This window comes from Sphingomonas sp. RS6 (genome assembly GCF_054489705.1).
This window is the reverse complement of the sequence record NZ_JBTMWM010000008.1, coordinates 72,647-90,007: the sequence shown is the minus strand read 5'-3', so window position 1 is coordinate 90,007 and position 17,361 is coordinate 72,647. Positions and strand designations below refer to the sequence as shown.

Sequence of the window (17,361 nt, the reverse complement as noted above, 5' to 3'; positions counted from 1 at the left end):
CGCCCGCCACAATCGATCCCGGGGCAAAACCACGCGACGACTTTTCGGGGGAAGAATTCAGGTGCAAGGATCGACGCAGGCGCAAACGCGTGCGCGAATCGTTCTGGCGGCGGCAATCGCGCTTGCGGCCTTGTGGATTGGCGCGGCCTTCGTGCCCGCGATCCTGTGGGCGGGCGTCCTCGCGATCGCCGTCGAACCACTGCGGCGGCGGGCTGCGGCGCGGTGGCCCGGCCGGGACACGCTTGTCGCGGGCGCGATTACCTTTGCCGTCGTTCTAGTCGTTCTCGTGCCGCTCAGCGCCGCCCTGTCCCAGGCGGTGATCGAGGCACAGGCGATCGCACTCTGGGTTGCCGATATCCGGGCGCATGGCGCACCCGTGCCGGCATGGGTGGCGTCTTTGCCCTATGGCGCGGCCGAACTCACCGCCTGGTGGACCACGCATCTCGGTACCCCCGCAGCGGCGAGTGCCGAGATCGGGCGTATCGACACCGATCTGCTGCTCCGCCAATCCCGGCAACTGACCCATGGCATCGTGTCCCGCGGCATCGTCTTCGGCTTCACGCTGGTCGTGTTGTTCTTCCTGCTTCGTGATCGCAATTCGATCGTCCGCCAGCTCGATCGCGGCGCCACGCGCGCCTTTGGCGATGCGGGCGGCCGGCTTGGTGCCCAGATTTTCGCTGCGGTTCGCGGCGCGGTGGATGGACTGGTGCTGCTTGGTCTTGCCCAGGGCATCCTGATGGCGATCCTCTACGCCGTAGCCGGTGTGCCGCACCCGATCCTGCTCGGCCTGCTTTCCGGTCTGGCCTCGATCGTACCGTTCGGTCTTGTCGCCGTGCTCGGCCTGGCCGTGCTGCTCTTGCTGGCACAAGGCGCGATGGTGGCGGCGGTGCTGGTGGGCGTGCTTGGCTTTGCGATCAATTTCGTCATCGACCATTTTCTGCGACCGGGGCTGATCGGCGGCGCCACGCGATTGCCGTTTGTCTGGGTGCTGATCGGGATCGTCGGGGGCGTCGAGACGATCGGGTTGCTCGGCCTGTTCGTCGGGCCTGCGGTGATGGCGGCGCTGGTGCTGCTCTGGCGTGAATGGGTCGCCGATGGCGACATCGGCGGTGCCGCGCCCGCCAACTGATCCGTTTCGCGCATCCTTCGGCGCTCTCCGTTCCGCGCGATGCCGTAGCGCACAACTACGGGCGCCACGTGTAAGTCACAATCAGCCATTGGCGATTATCCTGTCGTCATTCGGAGGCCAATTTGTCGATCGAGCGGCTGCTGCGGCAGCACACCCACATTCTGAGCGCCTTGGTCGCGGTCGAACGGGCGATCGACTCGCAAACCGCCTCTGCGCTCGATCTGCGCGCATCGCGGTGGCGCCTGGCGCGCGAATTGCTGCTCCACCTGGCTCAGGTGGAAACCGGTCTCTATGCGCCGATGCGACTTGATCCGGAGGCGCGCGAAATCGCGGAGGCGGAGATCGACGCCACCCGAACGCTCGCCCAGCAGTTCGCCGCCCATGCGCAGCAGTGGCACAGTGCCCCCGCCCCATCGGCCTGGAACGATTACAGCACGGCCTTCGCCACGCTTGCCCGGCGGGTGCGCGCGCGGATCGACGCCGAGGCGCGCTTCATTGCCCGGCATTATCCGCTCGACGCCCGGCTACCCGGAACCGGCTCCCCGAGCAGCGATCTGGCGCGGATTGCTTGGGACATTCGCCGCCTCATTCACGGCGAAGACGACAAGGCTGTCTTCAGCTAGGATTGGGCTGGACGTTTTCGGCGCGCATGTCACGGGCACTGCTCCGTTCACTCGCTGCCGCTTCGCGGGCGCGGCGTTCCAGCAACGCAAGCGCCGCCGCGAAGGCGGGATCGGGTTCGGGATCCTTCGGAAGCCCGGCCGCCGCTTCCGCATCGGCGTCGGCGATGCTTCGATCGATGAAGCGCGCAACGTCGCCCAGTGCGGGATAGCCGAACAGCGCGGCATTGCCGGCAACCTGATGGCAGAGCCCCCTGAGCGTCGCCCGGGCCTCGGGATCGTCCGCCTTGTTCTGCCAGTCGGCGAGCGCGACGCGCACCGCGCGCAGGCGGCGGCGGAATTGCGGCCGGAGCGAATCGAGCGCGGGATCGAGCACGGGCACCGGCGTCTCGACCGGCAGCCGCATCCAGCGCCGCAAGACCAGGGTCAATGCCGCCAGATCGACGGGCTTGGCCAGATGGTCCTGCATCCCGGCCGCCAGCGCCGCGCGGATATCCTCCTGATACGCATTGGCGGTGAGCGCCACCACCGGCAGCGCCTCCGGCCCCAGCCCGGCGGCGCGGATGCCGCGCACCGCCTCATACCCGTCAACCTCGGGCATCTGAAGGTCCATCAGCACCAGGTCATATCCGTTGCCCTGCGCCTCCGCCCTCAGCGCGGCGGCGATGGCATCGCGGCCATCGGGAACGATGTCGCAATGGATACCCATCTGCGTCAGCACGGTGCCGATCAGGCGCTGGTTGATGTCATTGTCTTCGGCGACGAGGATCCGCGCCGGCAGCGCGCCACGCGGCGCATCCTCGGGCGTGGCCGCGGCGATCGCGTCGGCGCCGGCGCCTTCGCCCGCGCCGTCCTCGACCAGCGGCAGATCGAGCGAGAAGCGCGATCCGACTCCGACCTCGCTCTCCAGCAGGATGGTGCCGCCCATCAGCCGCGCCAGGCTGCGGCTGATCGACAGGCCCAGGCCCGTGCCCCCCTGCGCCCGCACCGGTCCGCTCTCCACCTGCACGAACTCGCCAAAGATCGACTCGAACCGGTCGGCCGGGATGCCGGGGCCGGTATCGAGCACGTCAACGCGCAACCGCATCCCGTCACCGACCCTGATCGTGCGCGCGATGACCCGCACGTCTCCGACGCGGGTGAACTTCACGGCATTGCCGACCAGATTGGTGATGATCTGGCGGAGACGCAGCCCGTCGCTCCGGATCCAGCGCGGCAGATCGGGATCGATCTCGAGCTGCAAGCCCAGCCCTTTCTGGCGCGCGGCCGATTCGAATAGGCGAACCGAGCGCCGGATGGCGTGAACGAGATCCACCCGCTCGGCGGTGATCGCCATCTGCCCGGCCTCGATTTTCGAATGATCCAGGATCTCGTTCAGGATCTGCATCATCATCCGGCCAGACTCGGCGATCATCCGCACCTGCTCATGCTGCGCGGCGGGCAGATTGGCCGCCAGCAACAGCTCGGCAAAGCCAAGCACGCCGTTCATCGGCGTGCGAATTTCGTGGCTCATGCTCGCCAGGAAGCGCGATTTGGCCTGGGTCGCGCTCTCGGCGCGGACCCGCTCGCGGTCGAGCGCTTCTTCCATCTGCTTGCGTTCGGTGACGTCGCGAACCGAGGCGACCACTTCGCGCGGCATCCCGCCATCGTCCCGCACGACGCGTGAATTCGCCTCCAGCCAGAGCCAGCAATCGCCGGCGGCGCTGCGGGCACGATACGAAAGCATCGCGCGATCCTGCTCCCCGCTGGCCATTGCCGCGAAAATGTCTTCGATCGAGGCCTGGTCGTCGGGATGCAGCCGCGCAAGCACCTTCTCGCCGATCAGATCCTCGGGGGTATAGCCAAGCACCTGCTGCACCGACGGCGTGACGTAAAGGCATCGCCCCTCCAGATCGAGGCGAAACACCGCGTCGGAGACATTGGACGCGAAGATACTCAGATCGCGCTCGCGCTCGGCAAGCTTGCGTTCGGCGCGCATTCGATCGGTGATGTCGAGCACCAGGATGATGAAGCCCGTCACATGCCCGTCCGGGCCGAGTTCGGGCTGGCCATAACCCACCACCCACATGCGCTCGCCGGCCTGGTTGGTGAAGCGGAACTCGCGCTGAAACGGCGCCTGCTCGGCCACCAGGCTGCGCCAGAACTTCACCGCTTCCTCGGGCGCCTCGGGATACATTTTGTTCGCCCAGCCCGTGCCCAGCACCTCCTCCAGCCGCAGGCCGGTCAGGCGAAGCCAGGACGGGCTGGCGTAGGTCATGTCGCCCACGACATCGGTTCGGACGATGCCGGCCGGCGACATGTCGGCGATCATCCGCAGCCGCTGCTGCCCTTCCAGCAATGCTCGCTGATCCGCCCGCTGCAGGGTCACGTCACGCAGGTTACCCACAAGACCCGCAAACCGGCCATCGTCATCGATCAAACGGTCGATTCGCGCTTCCGCCGTCCACCGGCCGCCCTCGATGGTCTGGAAGCTCAGTTCGGCGAAACGCCGGTCGGCGCCGTCGGCCAGCGCTTCGCGCAGTTCGTCGAACGTTGTCAGCGATTCAGGGGCGATCCAGTGCCGCGCCGGCATGCCCAGCGTCGCCTCGACCGGCAGCCCCGATTGCGTACTCCAGGCTGGGTTAAGGAAGGTCCAGCGTCCGGCAGGATCGATGCGGAAGATGACGTCGCGCAGATTGTCGAGCACCGCACGCTGGAGTCCCTCGCGCTCCGCCAGCCGCCGCCGCACCTCGCCCAGTTCGCGCAGCGCCACCGCCACCGGCAGCGCGCTGACGAACGTCGCCAGCAGGAATATCTGGAGCACCAGCGTCTGCAATTGCCGCCCGCCCACCACCAGTTGGATCGGCCCGCTGCCCAGCGTTGTGCCCACCGCTGCGATAAGCGTGACGATCAGCGTCGCGACACTCGCGCCCAGCACGCCCAGCCGGAACGCCGCCGCCAACACGAAGGGTCCGGCGAAGAACAGGAACGGGTAGCTTTCCTGAGAGAAGATGCCGATCGTCACCGCCGCCCCGCCGGCCATGATCGTCACCCAGTCGATCGCCGTGCGCCGCGTCGCCGTCGCGCGTCGGCTGAACGCATCGGCGAGCAGCAGCGGGATCGGCGCGACGACCAGGTTGCCCAGCCCGTCGGTCAGCGCCCAGATCGTCCAGCGCAGCCAAGACGCGGGCACCCCCCGCTCGGCGAATAGCGTCACCGCCGGCACCGCCACCAGGGCCGGCGCGATCAGTCCGGCCACCACCGCAAAGCGCAACAGCCCGGCCGGGCTGGTGATGTCATAGGCCGCCGCCCCGCCGCTCATCCGCAGCAACAGGCAGGCGATCGCCACCTCGCCGGCATCGCAGGCCGCCAGCGCGAGCGAACCGCCCAGCGGGTCGCCGTAGGCGATGCCGCCGCCGACCAGACCAATAAACGCGGCGAGCACGATCTGCGGACACCCTTCGCCGCGCCGCACCAGCAGCAGCGCCAGCACCAGCGCGTTGGGCACCCAGATCGGCACGATATAGCCGGGCGCGGTAATCATCGCGGCGTTCGCCCAAGTCGCGAACCCGGTCAGAAGGACCACGGTCGGCAGCCAGGTCCAGATCTTGCGCCCCGCGATCGTCAAGTTCCGCCCGTCTGCCCCTTTCTTGCCTCCGCCGTTGCCCTGTCTGCGGATGTTATGGCTTTAGCTTGATCTCGTCATGAAATCATCCGGGTTCGTACATAGCCCCTGCCCGCTCGCACCGGTTGCGTTCGGGCGCGTCCTGCGCTAAGGGCGCCCGCTTCCAGCGCATCAGCATTGGAACCTTGCGGGAGGCGGCTTCGGCCGCCGCTGGTACCGCTCGACTTGGAAGAGAGTGACATGGCAAAGAAAATTACCGGCTATATCAAGCTGCAGGTGCCCGCCGGCGCCGCAAATCCGTCGCCGCCGATCGGCCCGGCGCTGGGTCAGCGCGGCGTCAACATCATGGAATTCTGCAAGACCTTCAACGCACAGACCGGCGACGTGGAAAAGGGCACCCCGCTGCCCACCATCATCACCGTCTATGCCGATCGTTCGTTCTCGTTCGAGACGAAGACTCCGCCCGCGACCTACCTTCTCAAGAAGGCGCTGAACCTCAAGTCGGGTTCGAAGGAGCCGGGCAAGAGCGTGGCCGGCAAGATCAAGCGTTCGCAGCTCGCCGAAATCGCGCAGGTCAAGATGAAGGACCTGAACGCCAACGACATCGAGGCGGCGACGAAGATCATCGAAGGTTCGGCCCGCGCGATGGGCCTCGAAGTGGTGGAGGGCTGATTCCATGGCAAAGCTGACCAAGAAGCAGAAGGCATGGACCGTTCAGGCGGACAAGCTGCACGCCGTTGACGAGGCGATCGCCGTCGTGAAGGCACATGCGAACGCGAAGTTCGACGAGACGATCGAAGTCGCGCTGAACCTCGGCGTCGATCCGCGCCACGCCGACCAGATGGTCCGCGGCGTCGTCACCCTGCCCGCGGGCACCGGCAAGACCGTTCGCGTCGGCGTGTTCGCCCGCGGCGCCAAGGCCGAAGAAGCGACCGCAGCCGGCGCCGACGTGGTCGGTGCGGAAGACCTGATGGAAGCGATCCAGGGCGGCAAGATCGATTTCGATCGCTGCATCGCCACGCCCGACATGATGGGCCTGGTCGGCCGCCTCGGCAAGGTGCTGGGTCCGAAGGGCCTGATGCCGAACCCGAAGCTCGGCACCGTGACCATGAACGTTGCTGAGGCCGTGAAGGCTGCCAAAGGCGGCCAGGTGGAGTACCGCGTCGAAAAGGCCGGCATCATCCACTCGGGCATCGGGAAGGTGAGCTTCTCGAACGAAGACCTGCGCCGCAACTTCGACGCGCTGGTCGACGCGGTGGTCAAGGCCAAGCCGGCAGGCGCCAAGGGCAAGTACCTCCGCAAGGTCGCGTTGTCCTCGTCGATGGGCCCGGGCGTGAAGGTCGACGTGGCGGAAGTCGCCGCCGTCTGATCCGGCGACACTGCCGACAGAAATAAAGGGGCCGGGAGCGATTCCGGCCCCTTTTCGTTGCTGTGACGCTATGCGCCGTTTGACTGGATAAGGATCGCCAATGCCGCCCCGCCCGATCGCCACCCTTCGCCGACTCGCCGCCTGCGCTGCGTTCTGCCTCGCACTGCCCGCTGCGGCACAAGGTGCCGCGAAGAAGCGGGTGGGCGATTGGCAGGTGCTGCCGAGCAAGGATCGCCAGGGCTGCTTCGCCACCCGGGACTATCCGGGCGAAGGCCGGACCCTGCTTCTGCTCGGCATCGACCTGAAGGGCGACAATCGCCTTTCCGTGCTCAACGACAACTGGTCGATCGAGCCAAACGAGCGGCTCAACCTCAGCTTCACGCTCGGTGACGCGCGCTATCCAGACCATGTCGCGATCGGCATCGCCTCTGCCGGAAAGCCCGGCTTTGCGGCGGGATTCGATGCCCGGTTTCCCAATCGTATGGCCGCGGCGCGCTCACTCGACATCGATCGCAGCAGCGTGCCGGTCGCGCGCCTGACAATGGATGGCAGCGCGGCGGCGATCGCGGAACTGCGCCGCTGCCTCGACGCACTGCGTAGCAACCCAAGCGCCGAAGACCAGGATGATGCCAACGGCGTCCCCAAGGATCCCTTTGCCCGGAACGAGCGCGAATCGGATCGCTGATTCGGCACCGTCCATCGCGCACATGGCCGCAGGCGGCTGACCAAAACGCGCTGGTAGCGCTCTGGTTCCGTGTGGCACGAACGCGATTCTGCGCCGCTTCAACTGGTCCGGGAAGCGGCACGTCCGGCCAGAATCGGGATTGGCGAAACGGGCGCGCTCGGCTTCGGTTCGTTCACCGGGTCAATGTTGTGAAAGAGAAACCATGTCGCGTACCCTGACGAAAATGGCACCCCTTGCCGTCCTGCTGACCGGCGCCGTCGCGCTCGGCGGCTGCGCCTCCAAATCCTTTGTCCGTGAGCAGATCGCGCCGGTAAGCCAGCGTGTCGATGCGCTCGAAGCCCGGCTCCAGGAAACCGACGGCACGGCCAAGGCCGCGCTTCAGCAGGCCCAGGCGGCAACCGGCCAGGCACAGGCTGCGGCCGGTCAGGCCCAGGCCAATACGCAGCGCCTCGATCAGCTCACCAGCCGCGTCGACACCGTCGAGCAACGCCAGGCCGAAATGACCGCGAAGCGCAAGCGCCCGCGCAACTGATTGCGCCGGGGCGACCCCACGCGCCCCGCGCATCCCAGCAACAGGTGGTCGCCCCATGCGGGCGGCCACCTTTCGTTCAGGCCCTTCCAATGATTCCCTTGCTTTTGACGCTCGCCGCTCCCCTCGCGGCGCCCCCGGCGGCAGCACTGCTGCCCCCGAGCGCCCCGGCGCAACTTGCGCTGACGCCGGACAGCAAGCGCGTTGCCGCCTGGGTTTCTGCCACAGGCGACAATCGCGGCCTTCCCTATCTCATCGTCGACAAGAAGAACGCTGCGATGTTCATGTTCGACGCACATGGCAAGGCGATCACCGCGCAAGCCGTGCTGATCGGCATCGCTGCGGGGGACGAGGCCACGCCGGGCATCGGCGCCAAGAGCCTGTCGGCGATCGGCCCGGCGGAAAAGACGACGCCGGCGGGCCGCTTTCTGGCGCGGTTCGGGCTTGCCGTCGGCAAGGCACGGGTGCTTTGGGTCGATTACCACACATCGGTGGCGCTCCACCCGATCCCGCCACACTATCCGAAGAAGGAGCGCCGCCGCGAGCGGCTGCTGTCCGCCACGTCAAAGGACAATCGCATCACCTTCGGCTGCATAAACGTCCCCCGCGCCTTTTATGCAAAGACGCTTGCGCCGATGTTCCGGCGCAAGGGCGGCTATGTCTATGTTCTGCCGGACAGCAAGGCGATCGAGGATGTGTTCCCGGGGCTTCGGGCGATGCCGGTCGAGGCGTAAAGGCAAGTCGGACAACGCTGCGGTGACGGCTCGTTAGCCGCCACCGCATCTCGCGGTCAAAAGGTCGTCCAGTCCGCGCCTACCACCTGCGCGACGGGCACCGCAGCTAAATACTTGTATCGCAATTAATCGCCGCTGCCCGGCTCGGCCATCTTCCGATGCTGCTCGGCCGTCACGGATTGCGGCAGCACGCCCGCGCCGGCGACCTGCAGCTTGTTGGAAAGCCCGGAGACGATGTTGTCCTCGCCCTTCATCAGCGCCCGCCACCCGTCCTTCGCAACCTCCGCCGGATCGGACTTGCTGTCGCTCTGGCCGACCTTGGTGTCCATCATGCCGGCGCGCTCAAAGAATTCGGTTTCGACCGGCCCCGGCTGCAAGGTGGTGATCGTGATGCCCTCCACCTCCTTCAGCTCGTTGCGGATCGCTGCGGCGAAATTGTCCACAAAGGCCTTGGTGGCGTTGTAGACCGCCTGGAAGCTGCCGGGCACCCATCCGGCGATCGATCCGGTGATCAGCACCTTGCCCTCGCCTGCATCGCGCATCTGGCGCAGCACCTTGTGCAGCAGATAGGTGGTGCCGACGACATTGGTGTCGATCACATGTCGCCAATCGGAAACCTCCTGATCGAGAAAGCCGCCACCCAGCCCGTGACCGGCATTGGCGCAGAGCAGATCGATCCGCCGCCCGCCTGTCGCTGCCAGCAGCCGGTCAACGCCCTCGAAGGTGGAAAGATCAGTCTCCACCGACCGCACCTCGACGCCCTCGTCCTTCAGCGACGCCGCGGCATCGACCAGCGGCGTGTCCGCGACCACCAGCAGGTCGTAGCCGTCACGCGCCGCCAGCCGCGCCAATTCCAGGCCGATGCCGCTCGAGGCGCCGGTCACGATCGCAAACTTGTTCGCCATTTTGCCTCTCCTCACTCGGCCGCCGTCGCCATGCCGGGTTTCAGCACCACCTTGGTCACTTCATTCTGGTTGTCGTGGAACATCTTGTAGCCTTCCGGCGCCTGCTCCAGCGGCAGCGTATGGCTGATCAGGAAGGTCGTATCGATCTTGCCTTCCATGATCGCGTTGAGCAGCCCCGGCAGATAGTGCTGGACGTGCGTCTGCCCAGTTCGCAGCGTAAGCCCCTTTTCCATCAGCGCGCCGAGCGGGAACTTGTCGACGAACCCGCCATAGACCGCCGGCATCGAGACGCGACCACCCTTGCGGCACGCCAGGATCGCCTGGCGGATCGAATGGATGCGATCGGTGCCGAGCATCGCCGATTTCTTGATCTGGTCGATCACATTGTCGGCAAAGAAGCCATGTGCCTCCAGGCCAACCGAATCGATCACCGCATCGGGGCCGATGCCGCCAGTCATTTCGAACAGCGCCGCGGCGGTATCCGTTTCCTCGAAATTGATCGTCTCCGCGCCAAAGCGGCGGGCGAGTTCGAGGCGGTGCGGAAAATGATCGATCGCGATCACTCGCTCGGCGCCCATCAGAAAGGCCGATTGCACGGCAAACAGGCCCACCGGCCCGCAACCCCACACGGCGACGACATCGCCCGGCTCGATCTGCGCATTCTCCGCCGCCATCCAGCCGGTGGGCAGGATGTCGGAGAGGAACAGCACCTTGTCATCCTCAACGCCGTCGGGGACCACGATCGGGCCGAAATCGCTGAATGGCACGCGCGCATATTCCGCCTGCCCCCCGGCATAGCCGCCGGTCATGTGGCTGTAGCCGAACAGCCCCGCCATCGGCTGGCCGTACAGTTCCTGCGCAATGTCCTGATTGTCGGCGGGCAGCCCGTTCTCGCAGGCCGAATATTGGTTCTTGCCGCAATGGTAGCAGGAACCGCAGGAGATGGTGAACGGCACCACCACGCGCTGCCCCTTTTTGAGCGTCGACTTGGCGCCGACCTCGACGACCTCGCCCATGAATTCATGGCCGAGAATGTCGCCCGCCATCATTGTCGGGATATAGCCGTCGTAAAGGTGCAGGTCCGATCCGCAGATCGCGGTCGAGGTGATCTTGATGATCGCGTCGCGGGGGTTCAGGATTTCGGGGTCGGGCACCGAGTCCATGCGGACGTCATGCTTGCCGTGCCAGGTGAGTGCGCGCATCAGTTCCGCTCCTCTTCGAGCTGTTTGCGGGTGAAGGAGGCGGTGGCGATCTCGCCGGTTTCCATAAGTTGCTTGAAGCGGCGCAGGTCGCGTTGCGCCTGCATCTTCGGCTCGCGCTGGAAAATGCGGGAGATGACGCGTCCGATCGTGCCGCCCGGCTGGGCATAGTTGATCGTTGCGATCACCACTGTGCCGCGCTGGCCGGCATCGTGGAATTCGATGCGGCCGCTGTTCGGAATGTCCGCGCCATCTTCCGACGCCCAGGCGATCAGTTCGCCTTCGCGATCTTCGGTAACCCGTGACTCCCATTCCACGGTGCCACCGCCGGGGGCCTTCACCACCCAGTGGCTGCGATTCTTGTCCAGCATCTCGATGCGCTCGACATTATCAAGCACCGCCGGCAGATTGCTGAAATCCCGCCAAAAGGCGTAGAGTTCGTCGCGCGGGCGATTGATCGTGACGGCGCGGGCGACCAGCTTGTCACCGCGCTGGACGATCGGGCCGTCCGTGGCCTCATCGATCGCCTTCCGCTCGTCATTGGCGGTGCTCAGCGGCGCATCATCCTGCGCCGCACGGTTCATCGTGTCGGCCATAAAGCCTCCGTTTGCGGCTCAGCCCCGCGGCGAGCCGGGCTGTTTGGGGGGAAGATCGTCGCTGCCCTCGGCGGGTGCGGGGGTCGACGTGCCGACGGGGTTGGTGTCTGTCGAACCGGGATCGCGCTGTTCGTCGCGAAACCCGGTGTCCTGCGGCGTGGCGGCCATGATCCGGTCTCCTGAACTTGGGAAGTACGTTCAGGAGAGAAAACCACCGGCAGTGCGGCAAGTTGCAATCTTTTATTGAATGCACCGCACGCGACGAACGGGGCAACGAATAGCTATCAGAATGATAGCATCATCTATGATGTTCATGCCCCACCGAACAAAAGCATCGCCATTACGACAACGATACGAAAGACCGGGCACTGCCTACCCGATCTTTAAAGAAAAAACTGGAAGGACGCTCATCTTCGCCCGTAGATTTGATCCAGAACCTCGGCCGATCGTGCAAAATGCACGGCCTCGGGATCAAACTGGGCGGACCGCGCCAGTTGCTCCGCCCAGGCGGCGGCGGCACGTCCGCCCCAGGCGTCCGGCGGGCTCGCCAGGAGGGTCTTCGACGTGCCGGTGAACCGCTCCGCCACGAAATCGTAGAAGCTGCCGCCAACGTTGCGCAGCGCCGCGCCGCCTTCCGTGCCGTAGAAGACGGCGGAAATCTCCGCGTCCGTGCCGGCATGCACCCGCCACGAGCAGGCGAGCCGCACATCGGCATCCCCGGCCCGAAAGGCGGCGGTGGCATAATCCTCCACCTGTGCAGGCCCAAGTGGCTGCCCCTGCGCGCGAAGCGACGCGGTTACACGCTCCACTGTCGGGAAACCGAGGGTCCACAAGGCGAGGTCCACCAGATGAACGCCCAGATCGATCACGCAGCCCCCGCCCGACTGTTCCGGATCATAGAACCACGGCTTGTCCGGGCCGTATGCATTGTGAAACACCAGATCGACCGCGAAGACCTGGCCGAGCGCGCCGCTCCGCATGAGGCCGGCGATCGCCCGCATCCCCTCGGTATGCCGGTAGGAAAGGTCCACGCCGAGCAGCCGGTCCGCCCTGCGCGCCGCGGCAATCACCGCGTCCACTTCGGCGGCAATGCGGCCGAGCGGCTTCTGGCAGAACACCGCAACGCCCGCATCGAGCGCACAAATGCTCTGTTCGGCATGCATCACGCTGGGCGTGGCAATGACGATGCCGTCTAGGCCAAGCGCCAGCATCGCCTCCAGCCCGTCGACATGCCGCGCATCGGGCGCCAGTAGGCGCGCCTGCTCCGCACAGTCCGCCGACGGATCGGCGAACGCCGCCGCCTCGATCACGCCGGTGGCGAGCATCGCTTCCATGCGGTGGCGGCCGATCCAACCGGTGCCGAGAAACCCGATCCGCGGCTTCATCGCAGCATCACCAGCGCTTTGACGAAATCGTCCGGCTTGTCGCGCGTCGCCGCCAGCGCCTCGCCGAGTTCCTCCAGCGCATATCGGTGGGTGTAGAGCGGCTGCGGGTCCAATCGGCCGCTTGCGACCGCATCGACGGCCTCGCGCAGCCCCTGCATCTGCACCGCGGGATCGCGCTCATGGGCGTTGATCACATCGATGCCCTTCCAGTTCCAGCCCTGCATGTTCACCTGGCGAGGTCCGTCCTGATGATAGCCCGCCACCACCAGCCGACCGCCAAAGCCGACCAGTTCACCCGCCAGATCGAGCGGCCATTGCTTGCCCACCGCTTCGATCACCCGCTCGCACATGGCCTCACCGGTCAGCGCCTTCACCGCCTCGATGATCGCATAATGGTCGTGCATCGGGATCGTCTCGGCCGCGCCATAGCGGCGGGCAAGATCGAGCGATTCCGGCCGCCGCGAAATCGCGATCACCCGCGCGCCGGCATCGCTGGCCAGCTTGGTCAGCACCGCGCCCAGAAAGCCGATGCCGATGATCGCCACCGTCTGCTCAGGGCGGATGTCGCTGCGGCGGAAAATGTTGAATGCGCAGCCCAGCGGCTCGCCTGGAAAGGGCTGACCAGAAAGCGCGTCGGGCAGCTTCACCACCATATCCGCCTTGGCTACGTCATAGTCGGCGAAGCTGCGGAACGAGAGCGCCGCCACCCGATCGCCCGGAAGCAGACCGCTGACCTCCTCGCCCACTGCGTCGATTTCGCCCCAGCCTTCGTGGCCGAGCCCGCCGGCATCGCCCGGATATTCGCTCCAGGGCCGTCCCTGCCACGGCTCGACGTTCGACGCGCAGACGCCGCAGCCTTCCAGCCGGATGCGTACCTCGTCGGCCCCAGGCATCGGCAGCGGCGCCGTCTCGATGCGGATATGCTCCGGCCCCTTCAGGATTGCCGCGCGCATCATCATTCCTCCGATGGGTTGAGCTTCGTGTGATCGTTTAGAGGTTTCAGCGACGGGCGATGAACGCCTCGACCGCCTCATAGGCGTCGTCATCCGCCATCTGTTCGGGCGGGTGTTTGCAGAACCACGCCGCCGCCGGGACGATCGGGCCAGCCAACCCGCGATCGCGCGCGATCTTGGCGCATCGAATCATGTCGATGGCCACCCCGGCGCTGTTCGGGCTGTCTTCCACCGACAGACGCAGCTCGAGGTTCATCGGCACGCCGCCGAACATCTGGCCTTCCATGCGCAGGAAGCAGATCTTGTTGTCGTTCTGCCACGCGACATAGTCGCTGGGGCCGACATGGATATTCTCGTCCGCCAGCCGGTTTTCGGCGACCGACTGCACCGCCTCAGTCTTCGATTCCTTCTTCGATGTCAGCCGGGTGCGGTTGAGCATGTTCAGGAAATCGGTGTTTCCACCGGTATTGAGCTGATAGGTCCGCTCCAGCTTTACCCCGCGCTTGCGGAACAGGTCGGTCAGCACGCGGTGAACGATCGTCGCACCCAACTGCGCCTTGATGTCGTCGCCGATGATCGGCACGCCCGCCGCCTCGAACCGCGCCGCCCATTCGGGATTGCTGGCGATGAACACGGGGATGTTGTTCACGAACGCCACGCCCGCTTCCAGCGCGCATTCGGCGTAGAACTCGGTTGCCGCCTGCGAACCGACCGGCAGATAGTTCATCAGCACATGCGCATGGGTATCGCGCAGTGCCTGCACGACATCCTCCTTGCTAGGCTCCGCGTCGTCGCCCAGCAGGAAGGTCCGCTCCGCCGGATAGTCGGCCATATGATCGGCAACGCCGTCCAGCACCCTGCCCATCCGCACCTTCGCACCGGTATGGCGCACCTCGTCGCAAAACACCGCCGTGCAGTTCGGCTTGGCGAAGATCGCCTCGGCGACGTCGCGGCCCACCTTGCGCGAATCCACGTCCCAGGCGGCAACGATGCGAATGTCGCTGGGCGCATAGCCGCCAAGATCTGCGTGCATCAGCCCGACCATGTCGTTGGCGCCGGCACGGTAATGCTCGATCCCCTGCACGAGGGAGCTGGCACAATTGCCCACGCCCACAAGCGCGAGGTTGATGGCATGGCGGTCTGGGGACAGCATCAGGCGGACCTCCTCTCGGCGGCGAGACGCTCGTCGCGGTTGAACAGCAAGGGATTGAGCTCGGACTGGCTGGTCGCCAGCGCGACGGGGGCGGCCGGCGCTGCAACGTTGGCCGTGCCGGCATAGCGGTCGATCATCCAGGCGCAGAAATCGGCGAAGGCCTGTGGGTCGCGGGCCGGGCTGGTGTGATGCGGCTCGATGCCGAGATGGGCGGGGGTGAAGCAGAAGGTGACGGTAACGTCGAAATCCGCCAGCGCCTCCATCTGCCGGTCGAACCAGTCGACTGCATTCTCGCGAAAGCTGTCCGCCCAGCTGAGCCCGGTGCGGATGCGCCGCGTGCCGAGCCGCTTCATCCACGCCACCGCCTCGTCGAGCCGGGGATCGTGGAAATGGAACCACTGCATCAGACCGATTTCCGCAGCATGCTCGGCATAGGCGTCGAGCGCGGGCTTGGGGCTGCCGTCCTCGCGGATCAGGCCCAGATAGAAATGGCGATAATAGGAGGAGCCTTCCGCCTCGCGGTGTCGCGTCTCCGCCCCCCAGCTGGTCGGCAGATCGAACAGCGAATACCAGAAGACGCGCTCGGCCCTGCCCCGCAGCAGCTCGACCGTGCGACGCAGGCCAAATTCCTGCACTTCCTCCGCGCCGAACGAGCTGACGCCCACTTCGGTCACCCAGACGGGCTTGTCGGTTACGGCCTGGATTTCGGCGATCTTGTCCGGCCAGGCGGGGAGCGGCCAAAGGTTCCAGTCGAGCGGAAAGCCGTGCACGGCCACCACGTCGACCGCCTCAAGCGCGCCATGCCCCTCCATCCGCCGCAGCCAGTGCGGGTCGATCGGCGACATGCCGCCCAGGACGCGCGGGAGGGTAGGATTCACCGCGCGAATGGCGTTGCCTGCCGCGATGACGTGTTCCGCGAACATCGACCAGTCGGGGTCGATCGCCGGATCCCAATGCGACTTGTTGTTGGGCTCGTTCCAGAGCATCGCCGCCTCGATCATGCGGCGCCTCCCCGGGCTGGATAGACGGCGGCAGGACCATATTCCGCGAAGGGGACGTCGGCGACGCGGCACCAATAGACTTCCGGCTCCGGGTTTGCCTCGACCGCAAAGCCCGCCGCGCGCAGCATCGCCTGGCTCGCGGCGGCGTTGGGGGCCCACCAGTTGGTCCAGTCGTGCGCGAACTTGCGCTCGATAAAGTGCAGCCTCGGGTAGCCGGGATCCTCGAAATAGGCCGGCGGGTCATAGGTGCCGGGCACGTGGAAGGGATGGTCCTCCGGCACCTCGGCGACACTGTCAGAACCCTGCTGCATCGTCTGGAACAGCATGTACTCACCCGCCACATGCTCGCGGATCAGATCGAGCGCCAGCAGCGGATGGCGCAGATGGTAGAGCACGCCCATGAAGATGACGATGTCGAAGCGCCGGCCGAGCGCCGCCACGTCGTAGACCGAGCGCTGCTCGAAACAGACATCATCAAACCCCAGCGCCTCGGCCGCGAACCGCGCCTGCGCCAGATAGCGCTCGTCGCTGTCGATGCCGAGCACCTCACCCGCGCCGCGCCGCTTCATCTCGAAGGAATAAAAGCCGGCATTGCAGCCGATATCGAGCACCGATTGCCCTTCCAGATCGGCCGGCAGCGCATCGGCAAAGCGGGCGAACTTGAATGCGGGATAATCGCCCAGAAAATGATCGGGCGCCGTCTCGGTTTCCCCGATGCGGATATTCTGGAACCAGGGCCCCAGCGCATCGATCCGATCCTGCACCGGATCGGCGCGGTTCACGCGTGCAGCGGCAAAATTCTTCATTCTTCTCCCTCGTTCAATTTGAGGAGGCGCGAGCCCCATTTGCCCACCAGCAGCGTGCTGACGGAGCCCGGGTCGACGTCAAACGCGAGCATGCGATCGAAGCTCAGCCCGAGATAATGGGCCACAACCGCGCGGATCACGTCGCAATGGCTGACGCAGACAAGCGTGCCGCTCACCCCGCGCCGCGCGATCGCCTCGATATGGCCGACGGCACGCGCGCAGACATCGGCGATCGTCTCGCCGCCCGGTGCGCGGGCGCGGCCGCGCGCCTCGTTCCATTCGCTCCACCGTTGATCGTGCTCGAGTTCCGCGAAAGAGCGGCCGGTCCATTCGCCGAAATCGACCTCGTCGAGCGCATCGACGCTATCGACACCCACGCCGATCCGCGCGCCGATGATCGCCGCGGTTTCGGCAGCGCGTGTCTGCGGGCTGGCATGGATGCGCGCGATCGGCCCGCGCCGCGCAAAGCGCGACGCCAGCCCCTGAGCCTGGGCGCGCCCCTCCGGAGTCAACGCAGCTGCGCCGCCCCGCCCGGTAAGCGTGTGGCCGACATCGCCATGCGCAGCATGCCGCACCAAGTGAACTCTCGTCGTCATGCCGGAATAGGCCGCCCGTCTGCATCAATTTAGATGCTAACGTAACAATCCGCCCTTTGCCGAGTTCCACTCCTCCAAATACATTCTAAATCTTCAA

The 17,361-nt window shown here is 66.0% G+C and carries 18 protein-coding genes; 7 read left to right on the top strand and 11 right to left on the bottom strand.

Annotated features, from left to right (window positions below; all coding sequences use genetic code 11):
* Positions 1-61 precede the first annotated feature (61 nt).
* Together ACX40Y_RS14380 and ACX40Y_RS14375 are read left to right on the top strand one after the other, a co-directional pair.
* On the top strand, positions 62-1,129 hold the full coding sequence (locus ACX40Y_RS14380) for an AI-2E family transporter (RefSeq protein WP_459120254.1): 1,068 nt from the start codon (positions 62-64) through the stop codon (positions 1,127-1,129).
* A gap of 122 nt (positions 1,130-1,251) precedes the next feature.
* Positions 1,252-1,752: a hypothetical protein gene (locus ACX40Y_RS14375; protein ID WP_459120253.1), complete on the top strand. Its 501-nt coding sequence runs from the start codon at positions 1,252-1,254 to the stop codon at positions 1,750-1,752.
* Here ACX40Y_RS14375 and ACX40Y_RS14370 read toward each other — a convergent pair.
* On the bottom strand, positions 1,745-5,314 hold the full coding sequence (locus ACX40Y_RS14370; RefSeq protein ID WP_459120252.1) for a PAS domain S-box protein: 3,570 nt from the start codon (positions 5,312-5,314) through the stop codon (positions 1,745-1,747). The two genes, ACX40Y_RS14375 and ACX40Y_RS14370, sit on opposite strands and share 8 nt — an antisense overlap.
* A 279-nt stretch (positions 5,315-5,593) precedes the next feature.
* Here ACX40Y_RS14370 and rplK point away from each other — a divergent pair, with 279 nt between their 5' ends.
* The 5 genes from rplK to ACX40Y_RS14345 all read left to right on the top strand — a co-directional run bounded on the left by rplK (position 5,594) and on the right by ACX40Y_RS14345 (position 8,670).
* Positions 5,594-6,025 (top strand): 50S ribosomal protein L11, encoded by a 432-nt coding sequence (gene rplK, locus ACX40Y_RS14365; protein WP_459120251.1) that lies wholly within the window; start codon positions 5,594-5,596, stop codon positions 6,023-6,025.
* Between the two features lie 4 nt (positions 6,026-6,029).
* On the top strand, positions 6,030-6,722 hold the full coding sequence (rplA, locus tag ACX40Y_RS14360; protein ID WP_459120250.1) for a 50S ribosomal protein L1: 693 nt from the start codon (positions 6,030-6,032) through the stop codon (positions 6,720-6,722).
* Positions 6,723-6,822: 100 nt separating this feature from the next.
* Positions 6,823-7,407: a hypothetical protein gene (locus tag ACX40Y_RS14355; protein ID WP_459120249.1), complete on the top strand. Its 585-nt coding sequence runs from the start codon at positions 6,823-6,825 to the stop codon at positions 7,405-7,407.
* 202 nt (positions 7,408-7,609) lie between these two features.
* The gene (locus ACX40Y_RS14350) at positions 7,610-7,939 is read left to right on the top strand and encodes a hypothetical protein (protein WP_459120248.1); all 330 of its coding nucleotides are present in this window, start codon (positions 7,610-7,612) and stop codon (positions 7,937-7,939) included.
* Positions 7,940-8,028: 89 nt separating this feature from the next.
* Complete coding sequence (locus ACX40Y_RS14345; RefSeq protein ID WP_459120247.1) at positions 8,029-8,670, top strand: hypothetical protein; 642 nt, start codon at positions 8,029-8,031, stop codon at positions 8,668-8,670.
* A gap of 125 nt (positions 8,671-8,795) precedes the next feature.
* Here ACX40Y_RS14345 and ACX40Y_RS14340 read toward each other — a convergent pair whose 3' ends face one another.
* The 10 genes from ACX40Y_RS14340 to ACX40Y_RS14295 all read right to left on the bottom strand — a co-directional run bounded on the left by ACX40Y_RS14340 (position 8,796) and on the right by ACX40Y_RS14295 (position 17,264).
* On the bottom strand, positions 8,796-9,575 hold the full coding sequence (locus tag ACX40Y_RS14340) for an SDR family NAD(P)-dependent oxidoreductase (protein ID WP_459120246.1): 780 nt from the start codon (positions 9,573-9,575) through the stop codon (positions 8,796-8,798).
* An 11-nt stretch (positions 9,576-9,586) separates the two neighbouring features.
* On the bottom strand, positions 9,587-10,777 hold the full coding sequence (locus tag ACX40Y_RS14335; RefSeq protein ID WP_459120245.1) for a zinc-dependent alcohol dehydrogenase: 1,191 nt from the start codon (positions 10,775-10,777) through the stop codon (positions 9,587-9,589).
* On the bottom strand, positions 10,777-11,370 hold the full coding sequence (locus ACX40Y_RS14330; RefSeq protein WP_459120244.1) for an SRPBCC family protein: 594 nt from the start codon (positions 11,368-11,370) through the stop codon (positions 10,777-10,779). The genes ACX40Y_RS14335 and ACX40Y_RS14330 overlap by 1 nt, the downstream gene beginning before the upstream one ends.
* A gap of 18 nt (positions 11,371-11,388) precedes the next feature.
* Positions 11,389-11,538 (bottom strand): hypothetical protein, encoded by a 150-nt coding sequence (locus ACX40Y_RS14325; protein ID WP_459120243.1) that lies wholly within the window; start codon positions 11,536-11,538, stop codon positions 11,389-11,391.
* Between the two features lie 239 nt (positions 11,539-11,777).
* The gene (locus tag ACX40Y_RS14320) at positions 11,778-12,755 is read right to left on the bottom strand and encodes a Gfo/Idh/MocA family protein (RefSeq protein WP_459120242.1); all 978 of its coding nucleotides are present in this window, start codon (positions 12,753-12,755) and stop codon (positions 11,778-11,780) included.
* Positions 12,752-13,708: an MDR/zinc-dependent alcohol dehydrogenase-like family protein gene (locus ACX40Y_RS14315; protein WP_459120241.1), complete on the bottom strand. Its 957-nt coding sequence runs from the start codon at positions 13,706-13,708 to the stop codon at positions 12,752-12,754. Before ACX40Y_RS14315 ends, ACX40Y_RS14320 begins: the two co-directional genes overlap by 4 nt.
* Before the next feature lie 46 nt (positions 13,709-13,754).
* Entirely contained in the window at positions 13,755-14,861 is a 1,107-nt protein-coding gene (locus ACX40Y_RS14310; protein ID WP_459120240.1) for an inositol-3-phosphate synthase, read from the bottom strand.
* Complete coding sequence (locus tag ACX40Y_RS14305; protein WP_459120239.1) at positions 14,861-15,862, bottom strand: glycosyl hydrolase; 1,002 nt, start codon at positions 15,860-15,862, stop codon at positions 14,861-14,863. The genes ACX40Y_RS14310 and ACX40Y_RS14305 overlap by 1 nt, the downstream gene beginning before the upstream one ends.
* Positions 15,859-16,668 carry a TIGR04290 family methyltransferase gene (locus ACX40Y_RS14300; RefSeq protein ID WP_459120238.1) on the bottom strand — a complete coding sequence of 270 codons (810 nt, stop codon included), beginning with the start codon at positions 16,666-16,668 and terminating at the stop codon, positions 15,859-15,861. Before ACX40Y_RS14300 ends, ACX40Y_RS14305 begins: the two co-directional genes overlap by 4 nt.
* Positions 16,665-17,264, bottom strand: a complete 600-nt coding sequence (locus ACX40Y_RS14295) for a histidine phosphatase family protein (RefSeq protein ID WP_459120237.1) — start codon at positions 17,262-17,264, stop codon at positions 16,665-16,667. The genes ACX40Y_RS14300 and ACX40Y_RS14295 overlap by 4 nt, the downstream gene beginning before the upstream one ends.
* Positions 17,265-17,361 lie beyond the last annotated feature (97 nt).

What these genes read in the sequence shown, in the direction of transcription:
- rplK (WP_459120251.1), top strand. Translation starts at nt 5,594, where the DNA reads ATGGCAAAGAAAATTACCGGCTATATCAAGCTGCAGGTGCCCGCCGGC.
- rplA (WP_459120250.1), top strand. Translation starts at nt 6,030, where the DNA reads ATGGCAAAGCTGACCAAGAAGCAGAAGGCATGGACCGTTCAGGCGGAC.
- ACX40Y_RS14355 (WP_459120249.1), top strand. Translation starts at nt 6,823, where the DNA reads ATGCCGCCCCGCCCGATCGCCACCCTTCGCCGACTCGCCGCCTGCGCT.
- ACX40Y_RS14350 (WP_459120248.1), top strand. Translation starts at nt 7,610, where the DNA reads ATGTCGCGTACCCTGACGAAAATGGCACCCCTTGCCGTCCTGCTGACC.
- ACX40Y_RS14345 (WP_459120247.1), top strand. Translation starts at nt 8,029, where the DNA reads ATGATTCCCTTGCTTTTGACGCTCGCCGCTCCCCTCGCGGCGCCCCCG.
- ACX40Y_RS14340 (WP_459120246.1), bottom strand. Translation starts at nt 9,575, where the DNA reads ATGGCGAACAAGTTTGCGATCGTGACCGGCGCCTCGAGCGGCATCGGC.
- ACX40Y_RS14335 (WP_459120245.1), bottom strand. Translation starts at nt 10,777, where the DNA reads ATGCGCGCACTCACCTGGCACGGCAAGCATGACGTCCGCATGGACTCG.
- ACX40Y_RS14330 (WP_459120244.1), bottom strand. Translation starts at nt 11,370, where the DNA reads ATGGCCGACACGATGAACCGTGCGGCGCAGGATGATGCGCCGCTGAGC.
- ACX40Y_RS14325 (WP_459120243.1), bottom strand. Translation starts at nt 11,538, where the DNA reads ATGGCCGCCACGCCGCAGGACACCGGGTTTCGCGACGAACAGCGCGAT.
- ACX40Y_RS14320 (WP_459120242.1), bottom strand. Translation starts at nt 12,755, where the DNA reads ATGAAGCCGCGGATCGGGTTTCTCGGCACCGGTTGGATCGGCCGCCAC.
- ACX40Y_RS14315 (WP_459120241.1), bottom strand. Translation starts at nt 13,708, where the DNA reads ATGCGCGCGGCAATCCTGAAGGGGCCGGAGCATATCCGCATCGAGACG.
- ACX40Y_RS14310 (WP_459120240.1), bottom strand. Translation starts at nt 14,861, where the DNA reads ATGCTGTCCCCAGACCGCCATGCCATCAACCTCGCGCTTGTGGGCGTG.
- ACX40Y_RS14305 (WP_459120239.1), bottom strand. Translation starts at nt 15,862, where the DNA reads ATGATCGAGGCGGCGATGCTCTGGAACGAGCCCAACAACAAGTCGCAT.
- ACX40Y_RS14300 (WP_459120238.1), bottom strand. Translation starts at nt 16,668, where the DNA reads ATGAAGAATTTTGCCGCTGCACGCGTGAACCGCGCCGATCCGGTGCAG.
- ACX40Y_RS14295 (WP_459120237.1), bottom strand. Translation starts at nt 17,264, where the DNA reads ATGACGACGAGAGTTCACTTGGTGCGGCATGCTGCGCATGGCGATGTC.